Genomic DNA, 16,348 nt, shown 5'->3' with positions numbered 1-16,348 from the left:
CTTTTCGATTACTGCTCTCTCAGCAACCCCTGCAGCTCCGGCAGCCGGTCGTTCACCAACCAGCCATAGTAATTCTCTTCCGGCAGCTTCTTGCCGCCTGAAGCGTCAGCGGCCTGCCGCAAGACAAGTGCGCGGCGCCGCGGCTGCCCGACATTATAGAGCGTTGCCGTCAGACCGGGATTGTCGGTAATGTCGAAGCCTTGGGTGCGATAGGCGTCGATCGCATCCCTGACGATCGCGGCAATATAGATCACGCTGCGATCGGGATCCATGATGTCATAGTAGATTGCCTGCGGATCGTCGATAGACAGTTTCGGGAGACCGCTGGTGGCATGCACCAGATCGGTGACCTCGAGCGCGGTTAACGGGCTGATCTGGCCAAGACCGAAGGTCTGGCCGGCGAAGAACGGCTGGAAGAAGGCGCGCTGGAACGTCATGTTTTCATAGGTGACGCCATCGATGACCTTGCCGCGAAAACTCCCGTCCCAGGTTTCGTCACGGCATTCCCAGAGTTCGGCGCTGCCTGGGAATGCTTCGCAATGGGCGAATTCCGGCTTCTTCAGGAAGGCTTGGACGGTCACGTCCTTGTAGGCGAACTTGAAGTCGGATTGCGAATAGGCAAGCGCCTTGACGTAATAGGACTTGACCCTGTTCACGATGGTGATGTTGTAGGTATGTTCGCCGACAAGCGCTCCGACAATGTGGATGGGGTCGATTTGATAGGCCGTCGCGGCCTTCCTGATCGACGCCATCAGGTCCTTGTCCTCGCGAAGCACGCCGAGGATCTTCTGGTATTTTTCCTCATACGTCGTGTTGAACGCCTTGGCCCGCAGCACCGAGGTGTTGGGTATGGGGGCTGAATGTTGTTGCGATTGCCGGGAGGGACGCGCACGAGTTCATAGGCGAAGCTGGCATTCGTCAGGGCAAGGATAACAAGGAACCGAGTGCCGGGATTGTCGACAGGCGTGTTCGCATTCGCAGGATGACTTTCAAAATGTTCCCCGGCACGGGGACAATCTTCATACGCGATCGACATGTGAAGGCAAGAGCGGCTTCTTCTGCCACCCAGCGGAACTACAATAAACGCTCCGTAAGACAGCTTGCGGCCGGGCTAGGCGAGGCAGTACCGACGATGGCCGATGTGCCTGAACTTGCTAAGGCGGCAGTCCCGCGACGGATCGACGTGCCGCCGTCGGCCATTCACATAGTGGCGGCCAAGCCCAGCGAGCGGATGCACGGCTTTGTGGTCGCCACGGATTTTGCGATTGTGGTCGTCGAAAACAACAGACCGGCCACGAAGAGAAAGCTTGCAGCGACTAGCAACGAACGCATACTCGGCTCCATGAACTGGACTCATGAAATCCGACGCGGTCAAATTTATTCGAAAGAAGACTATTCGCATTTTAGCGAACTGGTTCTTTTCGCCGTCCAGACTAGCAGAAGATCATCGGGCGCGTTTATGATTTGTTTGTCCTAAACACGAATCTCCGCCAAATCGCGGTGGGGGAATGGCGAGCACATTGTTCGGGAGGCTTTATGATTGACGATATTCTCGACCGGATGACGCTTGAAGAGCAGGTTTCGCTGCTGTCGGGCGCCGATTTCTGGACCACGGTGCCGGTCGAGCGTCTTGGCGTTCCGAAGATCAAGGTCACGGATGGTCCGAATGGTGCCCGCGGTGCAGGCTCGCTGGTTGCCGGCGTTAATGCTGCCTGCTTTCCCGTCGCCATCGCGCTTGGGGCCACATGGAATCCGGCGCTCGTTCAGCGCATGGGCGCAGCACTTGCCGGCCAGGCCAAGAGCAAGGGGGCATCGGTGCTCCTGGCGCCGACGGTCAATATTCACCGGTCCGGACTGAATGGCCGCAATTTCGAATGCTATTCGGAAGATCCAGTGCTGACGGCCGAACTCGCTGTCGCCTACATCCAGGGCGTGCAAAGCCAAGGTGTTGCCGCCACCATCAAGCATTTTGCAGGCAATGAATCCGAAATCGAGCGTCAGACGATGTCCTCGGATATCGGTGAGCGGGCGCTTCGCGAAATCTATCTGCCGCCGTTCGAACAGGCGGTAAAGAAGGCGGGGGTGATGGCGGTCATGTCCTCCTATAACAGGCTGAACGGCACCTACACCAGTGAGCATTCCTGGCTATTGACCAAGATTTTGCGCGAGGAATGGGGTTTCAACGGTATCGTCATGTCCGACTGGTTCGGCTCACATTCGACGGCGCCGACGGTCAATGCCGGACTTGATCTGGAAATGCCCGGCCCGACGCGCGATCGTGGCGACAAGCTGGTGGCGGCTGTGCGCAACGGTGAGGTCGAGGCGGCGACAGTGCGCCAAGCCGCGCGCCGCATTCTGACGCTGCTCGAGCGCGTGGGTGCTTTCGAGAAAGCACCCGATTTGAGCGAACAGGCGCTGGATCTGCCGGAAGATAGGGCTCTGATCCGTCAGCTCGGCGCAGAAGGCGCAGTCCTTTTGAAGAATGACCGTATTCTGCCCCTGCAGAAAGCAGGGCTCGGGCATGTGGCAGTTATCGGACCGAATGCAGCCGAAGCCCGTGTCATGGGTGGCGGCAGCGCCCAGATTGCCGCGCATTATAAAATCAGCCCGCTTGAAGGCATCCGTGAGGCGCTGGCGAATGCCAACAGCATTCATTATGCAGCCGCCTGCCGCAACAATCGGCTGATCAACGTCTTTTCCGGTGAGATGCGGGTGGAGTACTTCAAGGGCCGCGATCCTGCCGGCCCGGCAATGGCCATCGAAACGGCAAACAAGGGCGAGTTCTTCTGGTTCGAACTGCCGTCGTCCGAACTTGATCCAAGCGATTTCTCCGCCCGTATGACGGCTTCCTACATTCCGGCGGAAAGTGGCGAGCATGTTTTCGGCATGACCAATGCGGGTCTCGCCAGGCTCTATGTCGATGGCAAGCTCGTCGTGAATGGTCATGACGGCTGGTCGCGCGGCGACAATTATTTCGGTACGGCCAATGTCGAGCAGCGGCAGGCTATTCATCTTGAGGCCGGCCAGCGATATCAGATAGTCGTCGAATATTGCTCGCTGGCGACGAGCGAGGAGGGGATCAACCTGACGGCGGTCCGTTTCGGCGTCGAAAAGCCACTCGCTGAGGCCGACATGCTGGATGCCGTCGCAAAGGCCGAGGATGCCGACGTCGTCCTGCTCTTTGTCGGTCGTGACGGCGAATGGGATACCGAAGGGCTCGATCTGCCCGACATGCGTCTGCCCGGCCGACAGGAGGAATTGATCGAGCGCGTGGCAGCCGTCAACGCCAATGTCGTCGTCGTGCTGCAGACAGGTGGTCCCATCGAAATGCCTTGGATCGGCAAGGTCGGAGCTGTGTTGCAGATGTGGTATCCCGGCCAGGAGTTGGGGCATGCCGTCGCCGATGTGCTGTTCGGCGATGTCGAACCCGGCGGCCGCTTGCCGCAGACCTTTCCGAAGCGCCTCTCGGACAATTGCGCCATGGTTGGGGATCCTCAGGTTTATCCCGGCAAGGATGGGCATGTGCGGTACGCCGAACGCGTCTTCGTCGGCTACCGTCATCATGATAACAGCGGTATCGAACCTTTGTTTCCGTTCGGCTTCGGTCTTGGCTACACGCGCTTTTCCTGGGGCCAGATAAAGGCGTCGACGACGCGGATGGGCGCAGCAGGCGTTACCGTTACGATCGATGTCACCAATATCGGCGAGAGAACGGGTTCTGAGCTCGTGCAGCTTTATGTGCGGGCAATCGATTCTAAGATCGAGCGTCCGGAAAAGGAACTGCGCGCTTTTGCCAAGCTGCGGCTGGCGCCCGGCGAAACGGGCACGGCGTCACTGGTCGTGCGGCCGCGTGATCTCAGCTATTTTGACGAGAGGACGAGGACGTTCCGCGCAACAGCCGGCCGCTACGAGCTCGTTGCCGCCGCCAATGCTGCTGACATCCGCTCTACGGTGACGATCGAGCTTGTGGATGAATGGATCGGCGAAACCGGCGACCGTTCGATTTGACGTTGTGGGTAGCGGCAAGCGGATCGGCAAATAGGCGCCGGGGCTCAACGACATGCACCCTCGGGGGACCTGTCAGCGTGCCGGCGGTCTCGGACGCTCTAGCGACGGCGCATGCGTTGCGGCGGGATGCGGCCGGAGAACGGTGATGCTTCGTCCTCGTCGGTGGCCGTCATTTGAAAGATCTGTGCGACGGGCTTCGGGCGGCCAAGGAAGAAGCCCTGTGCTTCGTCGCAGCCTTCGATGCGCAGGATTTCCAGCTGATGATCGGTTTCCACGCCCTCCGCCAGAACCGGAATCTCGAGGCTCTTGCCGAGTGTCAACACGGCGCGCACGATCGCCTTTGCCTGGATGCTCCGGTCCACCTCGTTCATGAAGGACCGGTCGAGCTTGATCTTGTCGAACGGGAATGAGCGCAGCGTGTCGAGCGACGAATAGCCAGTTCCGAAATCATCGATGGCGATGGTCACCCCGAGCGCCCGGATCTGCCGAAGCACATGCAGCGTGCGGCTCTTGTCGGCAATGATGGTGGACTCGGTGATTTCCAGTTCCAGCCGTTTCGGGGGCAGGCCGGTTTCAAGAAGGATCGAATGAACCAGCCGGGCGAGATCGGCATGGGCAAATTGTACCGGCGAGAGATTGACGGCGATCTTGTAGGGCTTCTCCCATGATGCGGCCTCCTGGCAGGCGGTTCGCAGCACCCATTCGCCGATGACGAGGATCGTGCCGCTCTCTTCCGCGATGGGAATGAATTCCGAAGGTGGCACGGCGCCGCGTTCGGGGTGGTTCCAGCGGACCAGAACCTCGTAGCCGCAGATCTCTCCGGTGCTGACCGAGGTCTGTACCTGATAATGCAGTTCGAGTTGATCCAGCTCGACGGCGCGGCGCAGATCCTGCGCCAGCGTGTGCCGGGCGCGCGCCGCCTCATCCATTTTGGACTCGTAGAAACAGACCGCGCGGCCGACATCGGCCTTGGCGCGATACATGGCGAGATCGGCATTGCTGACCAGGCGCTCCTGATCGGTACCGTCATCCGGATAGATGGCGACGCCGATGCTCGCGCCGGTCGCCGTCTCGAAATCATCGATGCGGATGGGTTCGAACAGGGTCTTTTCCAGGCGAGCTACGAAATCCAGAAGTTCGCTTTGGTTCTGGAACCGTTTGGCCGCGGCGAACTCGTCGCCGCCGACACGCGCGACAAACTCTCCATCCTTGACGAGACGCGCAAGCCGCCGGCCGATTGCCTTAAGGGCCTGGTCGCCGGCCTTGTGGCCACGCAAGTCGTTGATCTCCTTGAAGCGGTCGAGATCGATGCCGATCACCGCAAGCTTTGCGCCGTCTTCCTCGGCATGCTGTATTTCGGCCTGAAGATAATCGGCGAAGCTGCCGCGATTGGGCAGGCCCGTCAGCAGATCGTTCAGTGCCATATGCTGGAGTTTCTGGATGGATTCGCGCGAGGCGCGTTCATCGATCATGTAGCTTGCAACGCCCGTGCCGATGATGATGAGCCCGCCGCCGGCGACCGCCACGGCCATGGCCTGCAGCGCATAGGAATCGGCAAGTCCGGCGCCGGTTGCCAATGGCGTGACCGATACGGCTGTCATCGCGGTAAAATGGAGCGACACGACGGCAACGACGAAGAGGGCGAGTGCCGCAAGTCCTGAAAAATGCCAGGGACGGCGGATCGCTTGATGATGAGCCAGCGTGGCGAAGATCACCGAAAGCACGACGGAGCCGACGACATAGCCCTCGTTCCACTCAACAATGCCATCGACGTGATAGGCCATCATGCCGGTGTAATGCATGGCTGTAATCGCAAGGCCGACAATGGCGCCTCCCAATTCCGGCGCCACCCGCGGCAGACCGGACAGGGCGATTGCAAAACCGAAGGCGCAGCCGATCACGGCAAGCAGAAAGGAGGCCATGGTGAGGATCGGATCGAAGGTGACCGGCGCCGCGACCTCATAGGCCAGCATGGCGATGAAATGCGTGCACCAGATCGAAGATCCCGCCGCGACGGCCGTTAGGAAAATCCATCCGCCGCGCTGAAGTTCGCGCGTCTTTCCTGCTTGCTGCAGCAGGCCGAACGTGATCCATCCGCCACTGACGCAGACAAATGCTGCAAGAAGAACAAGCCACGGATTATGTTCCGTGAAGATGCAGGAAAGAACACGCACGTGAAAATCCCAATTTTGGTCAATAAAATAAGGGTGCCCTCAACCAGGGCTACCATCTAGAATCAATGGCACCGCTTTTGCGGGTAAACACTAAAAATCGAGTAAAGATATTTTGAGCAAAAATTACAGCCGGCGGGCCATTCACACGTGGTTTGAACCGCTTTGTCGTTGTTGACTATATTATTTTCTTACGGGAATCATCAAATCCGATTCAAACGCACGTCATTTTGCGACGAAATAGGTTTTTATTCTGGTTCTTCTTCCGGTTGTTTTCGGAAGCATAATTTGGCTTTTGGTAAATTTTCCGTGGAAACTAACAATATAAAGTAGAGGATCTTCTTTTATCGGATTTTCAATATTTCCATGCGATACTATTAATTAGTATATCTGAAAATGATAATACCTTAAAGTCGGCGACGGTTTTGAAAATGCAATTTGTATAATAGAGAGCTTGTTTGGTGAAGAAATCCTGGATTCGCTCGCAGTCGTTCGGTGCAATGCCTAAGCTTTTGCGAAAATTGCTCGCGGAAAGATCGGGCAATTTCGGCATGACGACTGCCCTGATCGCTGTTCCGCTAATCGCGGCAGGCGGTCTAGCGCTTGATGTCACCAACGCCATGCTCGTCAGGACGGAGTTGCAAAACGCCGCGGATGCAGCCGCGGTCGGTGCAATCGCAGATTCATCCCCGGCCGTCGCGGCCGCCATGGCCATGACGCAGGATGGCACCGTCACTATCGGTCAGGATGATGCCAACAAGCTCTTTCTAGGTCAGGCGTCCGGCGATCTTCCGAACACGCCGGTCAATGTCAATGTCGCGGTGACGCGCACGGGAAACGTCGTCTCGTCGACGGTCAGCTTCTCGGCCAATGTGCCGACCACGCTCAGCCAGATTATCGGGAAGACATCCATTCCCGTGAGTGGTTCCGCATCCGCGCAGTATCAGACCGCGACCTTCATGGACTTCTATATGTTGCTGGACAACACGCCATCCATGGGGATCGGTGCTACCATGACCGATATTCAGACAATGGTGGCAAAGACGTCAGACAAATGTGCTTTTGCGTGCCATGACAGCACCACGCAAAACAATTACTACAATCTTGCAAAGAGCCTTGGCGTTAAGACCCGCATCGCTGTCGTCGGGCAGGCGACACAGTCGCTTACGGAAACTGCTAAGACGAACCGGGTGACACCCGATCAATACAGAATGGCCGTCTATACGTTCGGTCCTGACGCCACCAAAATTGGCTTGACCAACGTATCGCCGCTCTTATCCGATATGGCACAAGTTAGCAAAGCCACCGGTGGGGTGGACCTGATGGCTGTTCCTGGACAGAGTTACAACAATGACCAGGATACGAGTTTCGATACGATGCTGACGCAACTCGCGCCGATCATCGGCACAGGCGGCAGCGGAAAAACAAGCTCCGATCGTCAGAAGGTCCTCTTCCTTGTCACTGACGGTGTCGGCGACAGCTACAAGCCGAAAACCTGCACCAAGCCGACGACCAATGGTCGTTGCCAGGAGCCGCTCGCCACCGCCTTCTGTCAGCCGCTGAAGAATCAGAACATTAAGATCGCCATTCTCTATACGACCTACTTTCCGTTACCGACCAACGGTTGGTACAATCAATGGATCGCGCCCTTCCAATCGCAGATCGGCACCAATCTGCAGAGCTGCGCCTCGCCCGGCCTCTACTTCGAGGTCAGTCCGACGCAGGGCATTTCCGACGCCATGAACGCCTTGTTCCTGAAAGTCATTCGCACACCGCGCATTACAAGCTGACGGCGGCGATCGCGATCGCCAGCAACGTTAAGGACGATCTAGGCCACGGTAAGCGATTTGATCAGGCCCACGATTTTTTGACGTGTCCTTGCATCCTTGATCTTTGCAAAGGCGCGATTGAGTTCGACGCCTTCTTCGGATGAAAGGAAGCTGACGAGGTCGTTCTTGAGCGCATGCGCCTCATGCGTCGAAGCATCGCCGCTCGATGCGGTATTGTCGAAGAAATGCGAGATCGGAACGCTGAGGCTCTCCGCCACGCGTTGCAAACGACTTGCGCCGACGCGGTTGGTCCCTTTCTCATATTTCTGCACTTGCTGGAACGTCAAATCCAGCTTTTCGGCCAATGCCGATTGGCTCATGCCTAGCAAGCGACGTTGCGCGCGGATGCGCTTGCCAACTTCTACATCGATGGGACTGGGGAGTTTTTTGGGGGGGCTATCTTGCACTGCTTCCTCATGTCTTGACCGTGAAGCCGCCCATCAAACCTGGGGGAGCCGATGGACGGAGGCCGCGAAACTTCTTAATCGGAATCTTGCGGAGCCTTCCGTCTATGACTGCCGGGCGCCATGAAAAACGGCAACGTCAATTTACCTCGATGGAGGCAGAGCCGTCCGTTTGGTGCGCATTCGGTACAATACCTGCGCAATCTGACTATCCCCGAAAGGTGCGGACGCTGAAAAGCGCTCCCGCCTAGCCAGCGGGCGCCTCGCGGCCGATATGCCGTACCGTGTCGATAAAGGCCCGGAGTTTTGGCGCCAGTTCGGCGCGACGTGGGAAGTAAAGGAAAAGGCCAGCCTCCGTGACAGCATAGTCGCTCAAGAGCTGAATAAGCGTGCCTGATCTGATTTCCGGCTGCACCAGCGGTTCGAAGACATAGGCCAGTCCCACGCCGGCCAAGGCCAGTTCGATTGCCGAATGCGATTCCGTGACGATCGCCTGGCCGCTTACGGTAACCGCAACATCCCGCCCATTCTCGACGAATTCCCATTGGTAGAGACCGCCGGAGCGCATGAGGCGGTAGCCGATGCAATTGTGGCTGGAAAGATCGGCGAGCGTATTCGGGCGGCCGAAACGCGCGATGTAACCGGGGGAGGCGACGATGATCGATCGGAAAGGCGGGGTGAGGCGGACGGTCACCATGTCCTGCGCGATCATTTCGCCGATGCGTATGCCGGCATCGAAACCCTCGGCGACGATATCGGTCAATCGCTCATCGGAGAAGATCTCAACTTCGACTTCCGGATAACGTTCGGCCATGGCCGCTATCACGCGGGTGACGGCAAGCGGCAGGCAGACACGAGACGCATTGATGCGCAAGAGGCCGCTCGGCCTTCCCTTGACGGCCTTTATGCGCTCGATGCGCTCATGGATATCCTGCAGCGCCGGGGTGATGGTGCCAATCAGGCTCCTGCCTGCCTCGGTCAACGCCACGCTGCGCGTCGTGCGTGCAAACAGCGGTTGTCCGAGCCTTTCCTCCACCAGCCGCACCGCATGGCTGACGGCCGATGCGCTCATCCCCAACTCACTCGCGGCGGCAGCGAATCCACCGCGGCGCGCAACCGTGGCGATAACAGGCAGATGTGGCAGCAGATCGCGATCCATTCATGCATCATATCGCATAATGCATGCAAATTAAATGATCTTATCGAATGACCAAAAAGCAGCGAACCTACCCGCATCAAATCGCTGCGGGCTCACTCGATCGTCGAATTCGGGCCCGGCATGTCAAAGAGGAGCATAGCGATGAGCATGGAGTTTTACGCGCTTGGCAACAGTGGCCTGAAGGTGACACGGCTTGCCCTCGGCACCATGACTTTCGGCACGGAATGGGGCTGGGGATCGGACAAGGCGGCGGCACGCGCCATTTTCAACGCCTATGTCGACGCCGGCGGCAACTTCTTCGATACGGCCGACGCCTATACGGGCGGTACGTCGGAGACCTGGCTGGGCGAATTCATCGCCGAACGCGGGCTGCGCGATGATGCGGTGATCACAACCAAGTTCACGATGAACCTGACCGCCCGCACGCCGAACGCGGCAGGCAACGGCCGTAAGAACATTCTGCGGGCCGTCGAAGGCTCGTTGAAGCGGCTCAATACGGATCACATCGACCTCTATCTGATGCATTGCTGGGATCGCCTGACGCCGCCGGAGGAGGTGATGCGCACCTTCGACGACCTCGTTCGCTCCGGCAAGGTACGCCACGTCGGCTTGTCCGATGTGCCCGCCTGGTACGCCAGCCGTGCCCAGGCCGTTGCCGAACATCGTGGCTATGAGCCGATCTCGGCGCTGCAGCTCGAATATTCGCTGGTCGAACGCAATATCGAGAACGAGTTCGTGCCGTTCGGCACGCGCTATGGCGCCGGGATCATGGCCTGGAGCCCGCTGGCAAGCGGCCTCTTGAGCGGAAAATATCGCCCAAGCGGCGAGGGGGAAACCGCCGGCCGGCTGGAGACGGTGCGCGGCACCACCAATCCCGGCTTCCAGAAGTTTACCGATCGCAACTGGGCCATCGTTGCCGAACTGGAGAAGGTGGCGACAGAGCTCGGGCGCAGCATGGCGCAGGTGGCGGTCAACTGGGCGATGACGCAGCCCGGAATAGCCTCGATCATCGTCGGCGCCACCAAATTGGAGCAATTGAACGACAATCTCGGCGCCTTGGACTTTGTAATACCGTCCGAGCTGCGGCGCCGTCTCGACGACGTCAGCGCCTTGCAGCCGACCTTTCCTTATTCGTTCTTCGGCCCTGAGGTCCAGGGCGGTTTGACCGGCGGCCAGACGGTCGGAGGCAAGCCCGCCGGCTATTATCCGGAACTGAAACTCTCCGGGCAATTTGCCGGCGTCAGCTAACTTCCTGGCAATCACTACCAGCGCGCCGGCATTCGCCGGCGTGTCGTCGTGAAATATTATGGATGCCTTGTTTCCTCCGAGTTCTGCTGCTACAGACCGCGCTGTGGCTTCGAAGAGCCATGAAATCCGGTCGCAGCCCACCCGGTCAAAACAAGGGATCCTATGTTATGAAGACTATCGTCATCTGCTCCGGCGGATTGGACTCCGTTTCGCTCGCCCATAAGGTCGCAGCCGAACACCAGCTTATCGGCCTTGTCTCCTTCGACTACGGCCAACGGCATCGCAAGGAACTGGACTTCGCCGCCGCTTGCGCAACGCGCCTCGGCGTCCCTCATCAGATCATCGACATCACCGGCATCGGCAAGCATCTCACCGGATCGGCGCTCACCGATAATGTCGACGTGCCGGACGGGCATTATGCCGAAGAAACCATGAAGGCGACGGTCGTGCCGAACCGCAACGCGATCATGCTCGCGATCGCCTTCGGGCTGGCGGCCGCCCAGAAGGCGGATGCGGTTGCCGTTGCCGTTCATGGCGGCGACCATTTCATCTATCCGGATTGCCGGCCCGGTTTCATCGATGCATTCCAGCAGATGCAGAACCACGCGCTTGATGGCTATGCCAGCGTTTCCCTCTATGCGCCCTATGTGACCATCTCGAAAGCCGATATCGTCACGGATGGCGCGAGCCATCGAACCCCTTTTGCCGAGACCTGGTCCTGTTACAAGGGCGGTGAGCGTCACTGCGGCCGCTGCGGCACCTGCGTTGAGCGGCGCGAAGCCTTCCATATCGCCGGCATCGCGGATCCCACGGATTATGAAGATCCGGATTTCTGGGTGTCGGCAACGTCGGGTTTCGTCGCGGCGGAGGTGAAGTGATGTTCCGCATCACCAAGGAGTTTCATTTCTCCGCCTCGCATCAGCTCTCGCATCTTCCCGACGACCATCAGTGCGCGCGCATGCATGGCCACAATTACATCGTCGTGGTGGAGCTTTCGGCCAGAGAACTCGATGGGAACGGCTTCGTGCGTGACTATCATGAGCTGCAGCCGCTGAAGCGCTATATCGACGACGAATTCGACCATCGCCACCTCAACGATGTGCTCGGCCATAATCGCGTCACCTCGGAATACCTGGCCAAGCATTTCTACGACTGGTGTAAGTCCCGCCTGCCGGAGACATCGGCGGTGCGCGTCAGCGAGACGCCGAAGACCTGGGCGGAATATCGGCCATGAGCGAAGCGCGCATTCGCGTCAGCGAGATCTTCGGGCCGACGATCCAGGGCGAGGGTATTCTGATCGGCCTTCCTACGGTCTTCGTGCGCACCGGCGGCTGCGACTACCGCTGCTCCTGGTGCGATACGCTGCACGCAGTCGACAGCGACTATCGTGATCAGTGGCAGCCGATGTCGGTCGATGAGATCTGGTCGGAGGTGACGCGGCTTTCCGGCGGCAAGCCGTTGACGATATCGCTTTCGGGCGGCAATCCCGCAATCCAGCCTCTCGGTCCGCTGATCGCGCGCGGCCACGCCGAGGGCTATCGTTCCGCCTTGGAAACCCAAGGGAGCCTGGCGAAGGATTGGTTTGCCGAGCTCGACGTGCTGGTGCTGAGCCCGAAGCCGCCATCGAGCGGCATGGCGACGGATTGGGGCGCGTTCGACGACTGTCTGCGCATGGCGGCCCAGAAGCCGCAGGTCGCGCTGAAGATCGTCGTGTTCGACGACGTCGATTACGCCTATGCGCGCAAGGCTGCGTCGCGCTATCCCAACCTGCCGCTTTATCTGCAACCCGGCAACCACACGCCGCCACCGCCGGAAGCCGACGATGCCACCGTCGATATCGAAGGCATCGTCGAGCGCATGCGCTGGCTCGTCGACAAGGTCAGCAGCGACCAATGGTTCGAGGCAAGGGTGTTGCCGCAATTGCACGTGCTGATTTGGGGCAACAGGCGCGGCGTTTGAGCCGCTGCGATCGGCTCATCCTTCGTTATTGACGCCATACGGCTGCTACTATCGTCCGCTCAACTGGGATCAGGCATTTGGCTGGGCGCGAAGGGTGGCCAATCACCGGACGGTGTCGGGCCGTTCGGCAGTTGCCGGCCGTTGGATTGTTTCAGACCGTTCATGCAATCAATCCGATCCGATCCCATGTTGAAACCATGCTTGTCACAAATCATGGAATACCAGCCCTGTAGCTCTTGCGGCGTTGCATTTCTGCTTTGACAACCGGACACCGCCACCGCGGCAATCAGGCCCGATGTGACGGTCAAGCTTCTCACAAGCCTGCCGATCGTCTTCATCGACCCGTCATCAAGAGCACGCATCTTTCCCTCTCCGTCCTGAATCGCCCCGATAGCGTTGCCACCAGAAATTTAATTACTAACTATGAATGTAAGTGACTGCTTGTAAAGTCTCTTATCCTGATGTCATCATGGATAAGCGGAAGGGGAATTTCTATCGGCTCGCTAGGACGCTTCGGGGCTATGTCAGAGCCGTTGGACACGCATCCCGGAAATCCAGCGACCAGTCGATCGACCCGAGACTGCAATTCGATAAGGAAGGCAACCCCAATTTCGACGCCCAGGGCAACTACCAGGGCCGCCATGGCATCGGATGTCAGGTCGACAATCCAGAAAGCCCCAACTGATCTAATCTCGATTCATCTTTGATCGGATGACGGAATGCATCACAAGAGGATAGCGATCATGCAGAAAAAGTACTTGATTCGGATATCGGTAGCAGTGGCCCTAAGCTTGGCAACGGGTGTCAGTCTCGCTGCAAGCCCTGGCTCCAACGATATGCCAAATGACCAGGTGCGGGCATATATACCGATATCGAATGGTACCGACGCCACATTGGGGAATATGAAGTTGAGTAAAAGCTCAGCCAATTTCTCCAAACTGACAGGCAAGATGCAATTGCAGTATGCCGGTGTCCGTAAACCGGAAAATGGAGATACCGAATTTAGCGGTGATGTATATCAGGTCATGAATGCGGATGCCTTTTTTAAGAATAACAAAGGCAAGAACGGCTTCTGTGATCAGCCTGTCCGATGGGTGACGATTGCGGATCTATCTGCCGTCGGCGGAATCCGCATAGGGATGCTCAGCAGCGTTGATTGGAAGAAATATACGTCGTCCTCCACTGAAGGCTGCAGTGCAGACAGCTTTGCGCTGAAAGGCAAATAAGCGAAATTTGCTCAGCCCGTAAGGTCCGGAGGGAGGTCAACTTCATCCGGCCTCATCTGATGCTGCTGACGGATGACTAGCTCCCTCATTCAGACACCCGGATATGGGATCGCGATAAACACATCGTCGACCGAGTGCTGGCCGAGAATTGGTAAGAAAAAGGGATGGAACAAGAGCTAAATCAGCTGTTCGCTGGGCTGAGAATCCATCATGACGAAAGGAAGCCATCCGGCGGGCCTCAGCCGATTGGCTGGCTTGTCTTCTTGCTCTAATGAAAACATCAATGGGCTAAGCCTTAGCGTAGGATTTCGCCTGTTCCGCAAATGTCCCGCAATGCCCATCACTTGCGAACGTGAACCATCACGTTTGCAAGTGGCAACATCAGGCATTCGCTTGGGATTTCACCACATTCCGCAAGGACTGCCGATCACGACTTCTTGCCGCGAGCACCGTCCTCGGGTGGCGTTGGCTCAAGCTCGGCATCGAACAGCTTCGACAATGTCTTCAGGATCTGCTGAACGCCGGGGTGATCGCAAGAATAATATCTGAATTGCGCCTGGCGGCGCACTTTGACGATACCGGAATGATGCAGTCGCGTCAGATGCTGGCTCAGTGCCGATTGCGATATTCCCAGCTTCTTGGCCAGGCTGTTCACATCTTCCTCGTGGCGGGACAGATGAATGCAAACCTCGAGACGTTTGGGATTGGAGAGCTGACTGAGAAGATCTGCGTGGTAGATGAGGCGCTCATCTTCCGTGGTCTGATCTGAATACATGGCGCGGCCGATCGTTGATGTTTAAACTGCAGAGTCCCCGGCATCGCGCGATGATAAACGCAAAAATTGCAAAATTATGGTCTGATTATTGCAAAAACGTTGCGCCTTCGCGGAGCAAACGGACCTCCCATTCAGGCCGATCGCCAGCGATCAACCTTTCTGCAGCCGACAATTAGGGTCCTGTTGTAATTTGGGAATATGCTCCACCTTTCGTTTTGCAATTATTCTGTAACAAAATCGAACGAAATGCCTTGTTTTTGTCCGTCTTTTGACATCGCGCTGCTAATTAAGCTGGTTATCTTCTGCTGCAACGAACAGGAGGTAACCATGACCCATAGGGACTTGACGATCGCCGAAGTTCTCAAAGATCCGCTGATCCGCCAGGTCATGCGCGCAGATCACATATCTGTCTCAAGGATGGCCGGTCTGCTGCAGGATGCCGCCCGCAGGCAGGAACTTGCCTTGTCGGTCAATCTTCCGTCGATTGCGCATGCGACTGCGCGGTCGGTGCCGCAGGTCGATTTGCGCTGATATCATTTACTTTGCCGTTATCGCCAAGTCTCCTCACTCTTGGTTTTGCCACCCTGGATCTGCTGTCAGAGTGCGCCGCTCCGGTTGAGCGAGACCGCATAGACACTGGTCGTCGCCGTGATGAAGAGCTTGTGCTTGCTGCGTCCGCCGAAGCAGAGATTGGAGACGGTCTCGGGCACCAGGATCTTGCCCATGAGATGACCGTCCGGCGCGATGCAATGCACGCCGTCGGCAGCCGAAGACCAGAGGTTGCCGTCGCTGTCGAGGCGCATGCCATCGGCACAGCCCGGTGAAATCGCATGAAACACGTCGCCACCGGACAGCCGCCAGTTTTCGCCGACATTGAAGACGCGAATGTGCTGCGGGTCGCTGCCATGCATGCGGCCGGTATCGGCGACATAGAGCTTCTTCTCGTCCGGGCTAAAGGCAAGCCCGTTCGGGCAATTGAAATCCGTCAGGACAGCGGTGATCGCACCGGAGGGATCGACCCGGTAGACATTGCAAGGCAGTTCCTGCTCGCTTCTATGCCCCTCATAGTCCGTCGCAATGCCATAATGCGGATCGCTGAACCAGATGGCGCCGTCCGAGGCGACGATGATATCATTCGGCGAGTTCAGCCGCTTGCCCTGATAGCTGTCCGCAATGACGGTGATCGAACCGTCATATTCGGTGCGCGTCACGCGCCTGCCGCCATGTTCGCAGCTGACAAGCCGGCCCTGCCGGTCGCGCGTATGGCCGTTCGAAAAATTCGAGGGCTCGCGAAAGACGCTGACGCCGACGCCCGGGACCCAGCGCATGATGCGGTTATTGGGAATATCGGAGAAGAGCAGGCAATTCAGATCTCCGAACCAGACCGGCCCTTCCACCCAGTCGAAACCGGTGGCGATCTGCTTGACGGGAGCATTGCCGAGGATGAATTTCCCGAAGGCCGGATCGATGATCTCGAAGAACGACATTATGACAATACCTCCCATAAGGTTACATCCGGAGATTGATGTGTTATCGATAACATATTGAATTGAGTCCGCAAGCGGGAGG

General features: G+C 57.9%; 16 protein-coding genes and 1 pseudogene. 10 read left to right on the top strand and 7 right to left on the bottom strand.

Translation table 11 applies throughout. The annotated features are described in order from the left end of the window. Positions 1-8: 8 nt before the first annotated feature. Positions 9-975: pseudogene (locus ACPYOP_RS15775) on the bottom strand (DUF1402 family protein). Positions 976-994: 19 nt separating this feature from the next. Here ACPYOP_RS15775 and ACPYOP_RS15770 point away from each other — a divergent pair. Then, the gene (locus ACPYOP_RS15770) at positions 995-1,477 is read left to right on the top strand and encodes a hypothetical protein (protein ID WP_481411301.1); all 483 of its coding nucleotides are present in this window, start codon (positions 995-997) and stop codon (positions 1,475-1,477) included. Positions 1,478-1,536: 59 nt separating this feature from the next. Then, complete coding sequence (locus tag ACPYOP_RS15765; protein WP_481411300.1) at positions 1,537-4,008, top strand: glycoside hydrolase family 3 C-terminal domain-containing protein; 2,472 nt, start codon at positions 1,537-1,539, stop codon at positions 4,006-4,008. A 98-nt stretch (positions 4,009-4,106) separates the two neighbouring features. On the opposite strand, the gene ACPYOP_RS15760 is transcribed toward ACPYOP_RS15765, so the two are convergent. Then, a complete protein-coding gene (locus tag ACPYOP_RS15760; RefSeq protein ID WP_481411299.1) occupies positions 4,107-6,182 on the bottom strand; it encodes a putative bifunctional diguanylate cyclase/phosphodiesterase in 2,076 nt (691 codons plus the stop codon). A 497-nt stretch (positions 6,183-6,679) separates the two neighbouring features. Between ACPYOP_RS15760 and ACPYOP_RS15755 the strand changes: the two genes are divergently transcribed. After that, positions 6,680-7,969 (top strand): TadE/TadG family type IV pilus assembly protein, encoded by a 1,290-nt coding sequence (locus ACPYOP_RS15755; RefSeq protein WP_481411298.1) that lies wholly within the window; start codon positions 6,680-6,682, stop codon positions 7,967-7,969. A 38-nt stretch (positions 7,970-8,007) separates the two neighbouring features. On the opposite strand, the gene ACPYOP_RS15750 is transcribed toward ACPYOP_RS15755, so the two are convergent. Together ACPYOP_RS15750 and ACPYOP_RS15745 are read right to left on the bottom strand one after the other, a co-directional pair. Further along, on the bottom strand, positions 8,008-8,415 hold the full coding sequence (locus tag ACPYOP_RS15750) for a helix-turn-helix domain-containing protein (RefSeq protein WP_481411297.1): 408 nt from the start codon (positions 8,413-8,415) through the stop codon (positions 8,008-8,010). Between the two features lie 244 nt (positions 8,416-8,659). Further along, positions 8,660-9,571, bottom strand: a complete 912-nt coding sequence (locus ACPYOP_RS15745) for a LysR family transcriptional regulator (protein ID WP_481411296.1) — start codon at positions 9,569-9,571, stop codon at positions 8,660-8,662. A 141-nt stretch (positions 9,572-9,712) separates the two neighbouring features. On the opposite strand from ACPYOP_RS15745, the gene ACPYOP_RS15740 reads away from it, so the two are divergent. The 4 genes from ACPYOP_RS15740 to queE all read left to right on the top strand — a co-directional run bounded on the left by ACPYOP_RS15740 (position 9,713) and on the right by queE (position 12,778). Beyond that, positions 9,713-10,819 carry an aldo/keto reductase gene (locus ACPYOP_RS15740; RefSeq protein WP_481411295.1) on the top strand — a complete coding sequence of 369 codons (1,107 nt, stop codon included), beginning with the start codon at positions 9,713-9,715 and terminating at the stop codon, positions 10,817-10,819. A 167-nt stretch (positions 10,820-10,986) separates the two neighbouring features. Next, positions 10,987-11,697, top strand: a complete 711-nt coding sequence (gene queC, locus ACPYOP_RS15735; RefSeq protein WP_481411294.1) for a 7-cyano-7-deazaguanine synthase QueC — start codon at positions 10,987-10,989, stop codon at positions 11,695-11,697. Beyond that, positions 11,697-12,053: a 6-carboxytetrahydropterin synthase QueD gene (gene queD, locus ACPYOP_RS15730; protein WP_481411293.1), complete on the top strand. Its 357-nt coding sequence runs from the start codon at positions 11,697-11,699 to the stop codon at positions 12,051-12,053. The genes queC and queD overlap by 1 nt, the downstream gene beginning before the upstream one ends. After that, the gene (gene queE / locus ACPYOP_RS15725; protein ID WP_481411292.1) at positions 12,050-12,778 is read left to right on the top strand and encodes a 7-carboxy-7-deazaguanine synthase QueE; all 729 of its coding nucleotides are present in this window, start codon (positions 12,050-12,052) and stop codon (positions 12,776-12,778) included. The genes queD and queE overlap by 4 nt, the downstream gene beginning before the upstream one ends. A 59-nt stretch (positions 12,779-12,837) precedes the next feature. Here the strand turns inward: queE and ACPYOP_RS15720 are convergent, their stop codons facing one another. Further along, positions 12,838-13,140, bottom strand: coding sequence for a hypothetical protein (locus ACPYOP_RS15720; RefSeq protein WP_481411291.1), 303 nt, complete (start codon positions 13,138-13,140; stop codon positions 12,838-12,840). 107 nt (positions 13,141-13,247) lie between these two features. On the opposite strand from ACPYOP_RS15720, the gene ACPYOP_RS15715 reads away from it, so the two are divergent. Both ACPYOP_RS15715 and ACPYOP_RS15710 read left to right on the top strand, forming a co-directional pair. After that, positions 13,248-13,463, top strand: a complete 216-nt coding sequence (locus ACPYOP_RS15715; protein WP_481411290.1) for a hypothetical protein — start codon at positions 13,248-13,250, stop codon at positions 13,461-13,463. Positions 13,464-13,521: 58 nt separating this feature from the next. After that, positions 13,522-14,004: a hypothetical protein gene (locus ACPYOP_RS15710; protein ID WP_481411289.1), complete on the top strand. Its 483-nt coding sequence runs from the start codon at positions 13,522-13,524 to the stop codon at positions 14,002-14,004. A 427-nt stretch (positions 14,005-14,431) separates the two neighbouring features. On the opposite strand, the gene nrcR is transcribed toward ACPYOP_RS15710, so the two are convergent. Beyond that, on the bottom strand, positions 14,432-14,779 hold the full coding sequence (gene nrcR / locus ACPYOP_RS15705; protein ID WP_481411288.1) for a transcriptional regulator NrcR: 348 nt from the start codon (positions 14,777-14,779) through the stop codon (positions 14,432-14,434). 327 nt (positions 14,780-15,106) lie between these two features. Between nrcR and ACPYOP_RS15700 the strand changes: the two genes are divergently transcribed. Continuing rightward, positions 15,107-15,310, top strand: coding sequence for a hypothetical protein (locus ACPYOP_RS15700; RefSeq protein WP_481411287.1), 204 nt, complete (start codon positions 15,107-15,109; stop codon positions 15,308-15,310). 65 nt (positions 15,311-15,375) lie between these two features. On the opposite strand, the gene ACPYOP_RS15695 is transcribed toward ACPYOP_RS15700, so the two are convergent. Beyond that, a complete protein-coding gene (locus ACPYOP_RS15695; RefSeq protein WP_481411286.1) occupies positions 15,376-16,266 on the bottom strand; it encodes an SMP-30/gluconolactonase/LRE family protein in 891 nt (296 codons plus the stop codon). Positions 16,267-16,348: the final 82 nt, after the last annotated feature.

It is taken from the genome of Rhizobium sp. KNZ2-6A (assembly GCF_056755475.1).
The sequence above is the reverse complement of the archived record's forward strand: the minus strand, read 5'-3'. Positions and strand labels throughout refer to the sequence as shown.

Bases quoted from the DNA above. Each gene is read 5' to 3' on its own strand.
- ACPYOP_RS15770 (WP_481411301.1), top strand. From the start codon at position 995: ATGTTCCCCGGCACGGGGACAATCTTCATACGCGATCGACATGTGAAG.
- ACPYOP_RS15765 (WP_481411300.1), top strand. From the start codon at position 1,537: ATGATTGACGATATTCTCGACCGGATGACGCTTGAAGAGCAGGTTTCG.
- ACPYOP_RS15755 (WP_481411298.1), top strand. From the start codon at position 6,680: ATGCCTAAGCTTTTGCGAAAATTGCTCGCGGAAAGATCGGGCAATTTC.
- ACPYOP_RS15745 (WP_481411296.1), bottom strand. From the start codon at position 9,571: ATGGATCGCGATCTGCTGCCACATCTGCCTGTTATCGCCACGGTTGCG.
- ACPYOP_RS15740 (WP_481411295.1), top strand. From the start codon at position 9,713: ATGAGCATGGAGTTTTACGCGCTTGGCAACAGTGGCCTGAAGGTGACA.
- queC (WP_481411294.1), top strand. From the start codon at position 10,987: ATGAAGACTATCGTCATCTGCTCCGGCGGATTGGACTCCGTTTCGCTC.
- queD (WP_481411293.1), top strand. From the start codon at position 11,697: ATGTTCCGCATCACCAAGGAGTTTCATTTCTCCGCCTCGCATCAGCTC.
- queE (WP_481411292.1), top strand. From the start codon at position 12,050: ATGAGCGAAGCGCGCATTCGCGTCAGCGAGATCTTCGGGCCGACGATC.
- ACPYOP_RS15720 (WP_481411291.1), bottom strand. From the start codon at position 13,140: ATGCGTGCTCTTGATGACGGGTCGATGAAGACGATCGGCAGGCTTGTG.
- ACPYOP_RS15715 (WP_481411290.1), top strand. From the start codon at position 13,248: ATGGATAAGCGGAAGGGGAATTTCTATCGGCTCGCTAGGACGCTTCGG.
- ACPYOP_RS15710 (WP_481411289.1), top strand. From the start codon at position 13,522: ATGCAGAAAAAGTACTTGATTCGGATATCGGTAGCAGTGGCCCTAAGC.
- nrcR (WP_481411288.1), bottom strand. From the start codon at position 14,779: ATGTATTCAGATCAGACCACGGAAGATGAGCGCCTCATCTACCACGCA.
- ACPYOP_RS15700 (WP_481411287.1), top strand. From the start codon at position 15,107: ATGACCCATAGGGACTTGACGATCGCCGAAGTTCTCAAAGATCCGCTG.
- ACPYOP_RS15695 (WP_481411286.1), bottom strand. From the start codon at position 16,266: ATGTCGTTCTTCGAGATCATCGATCCGGCCTTCGGGAAATTCATCCTC.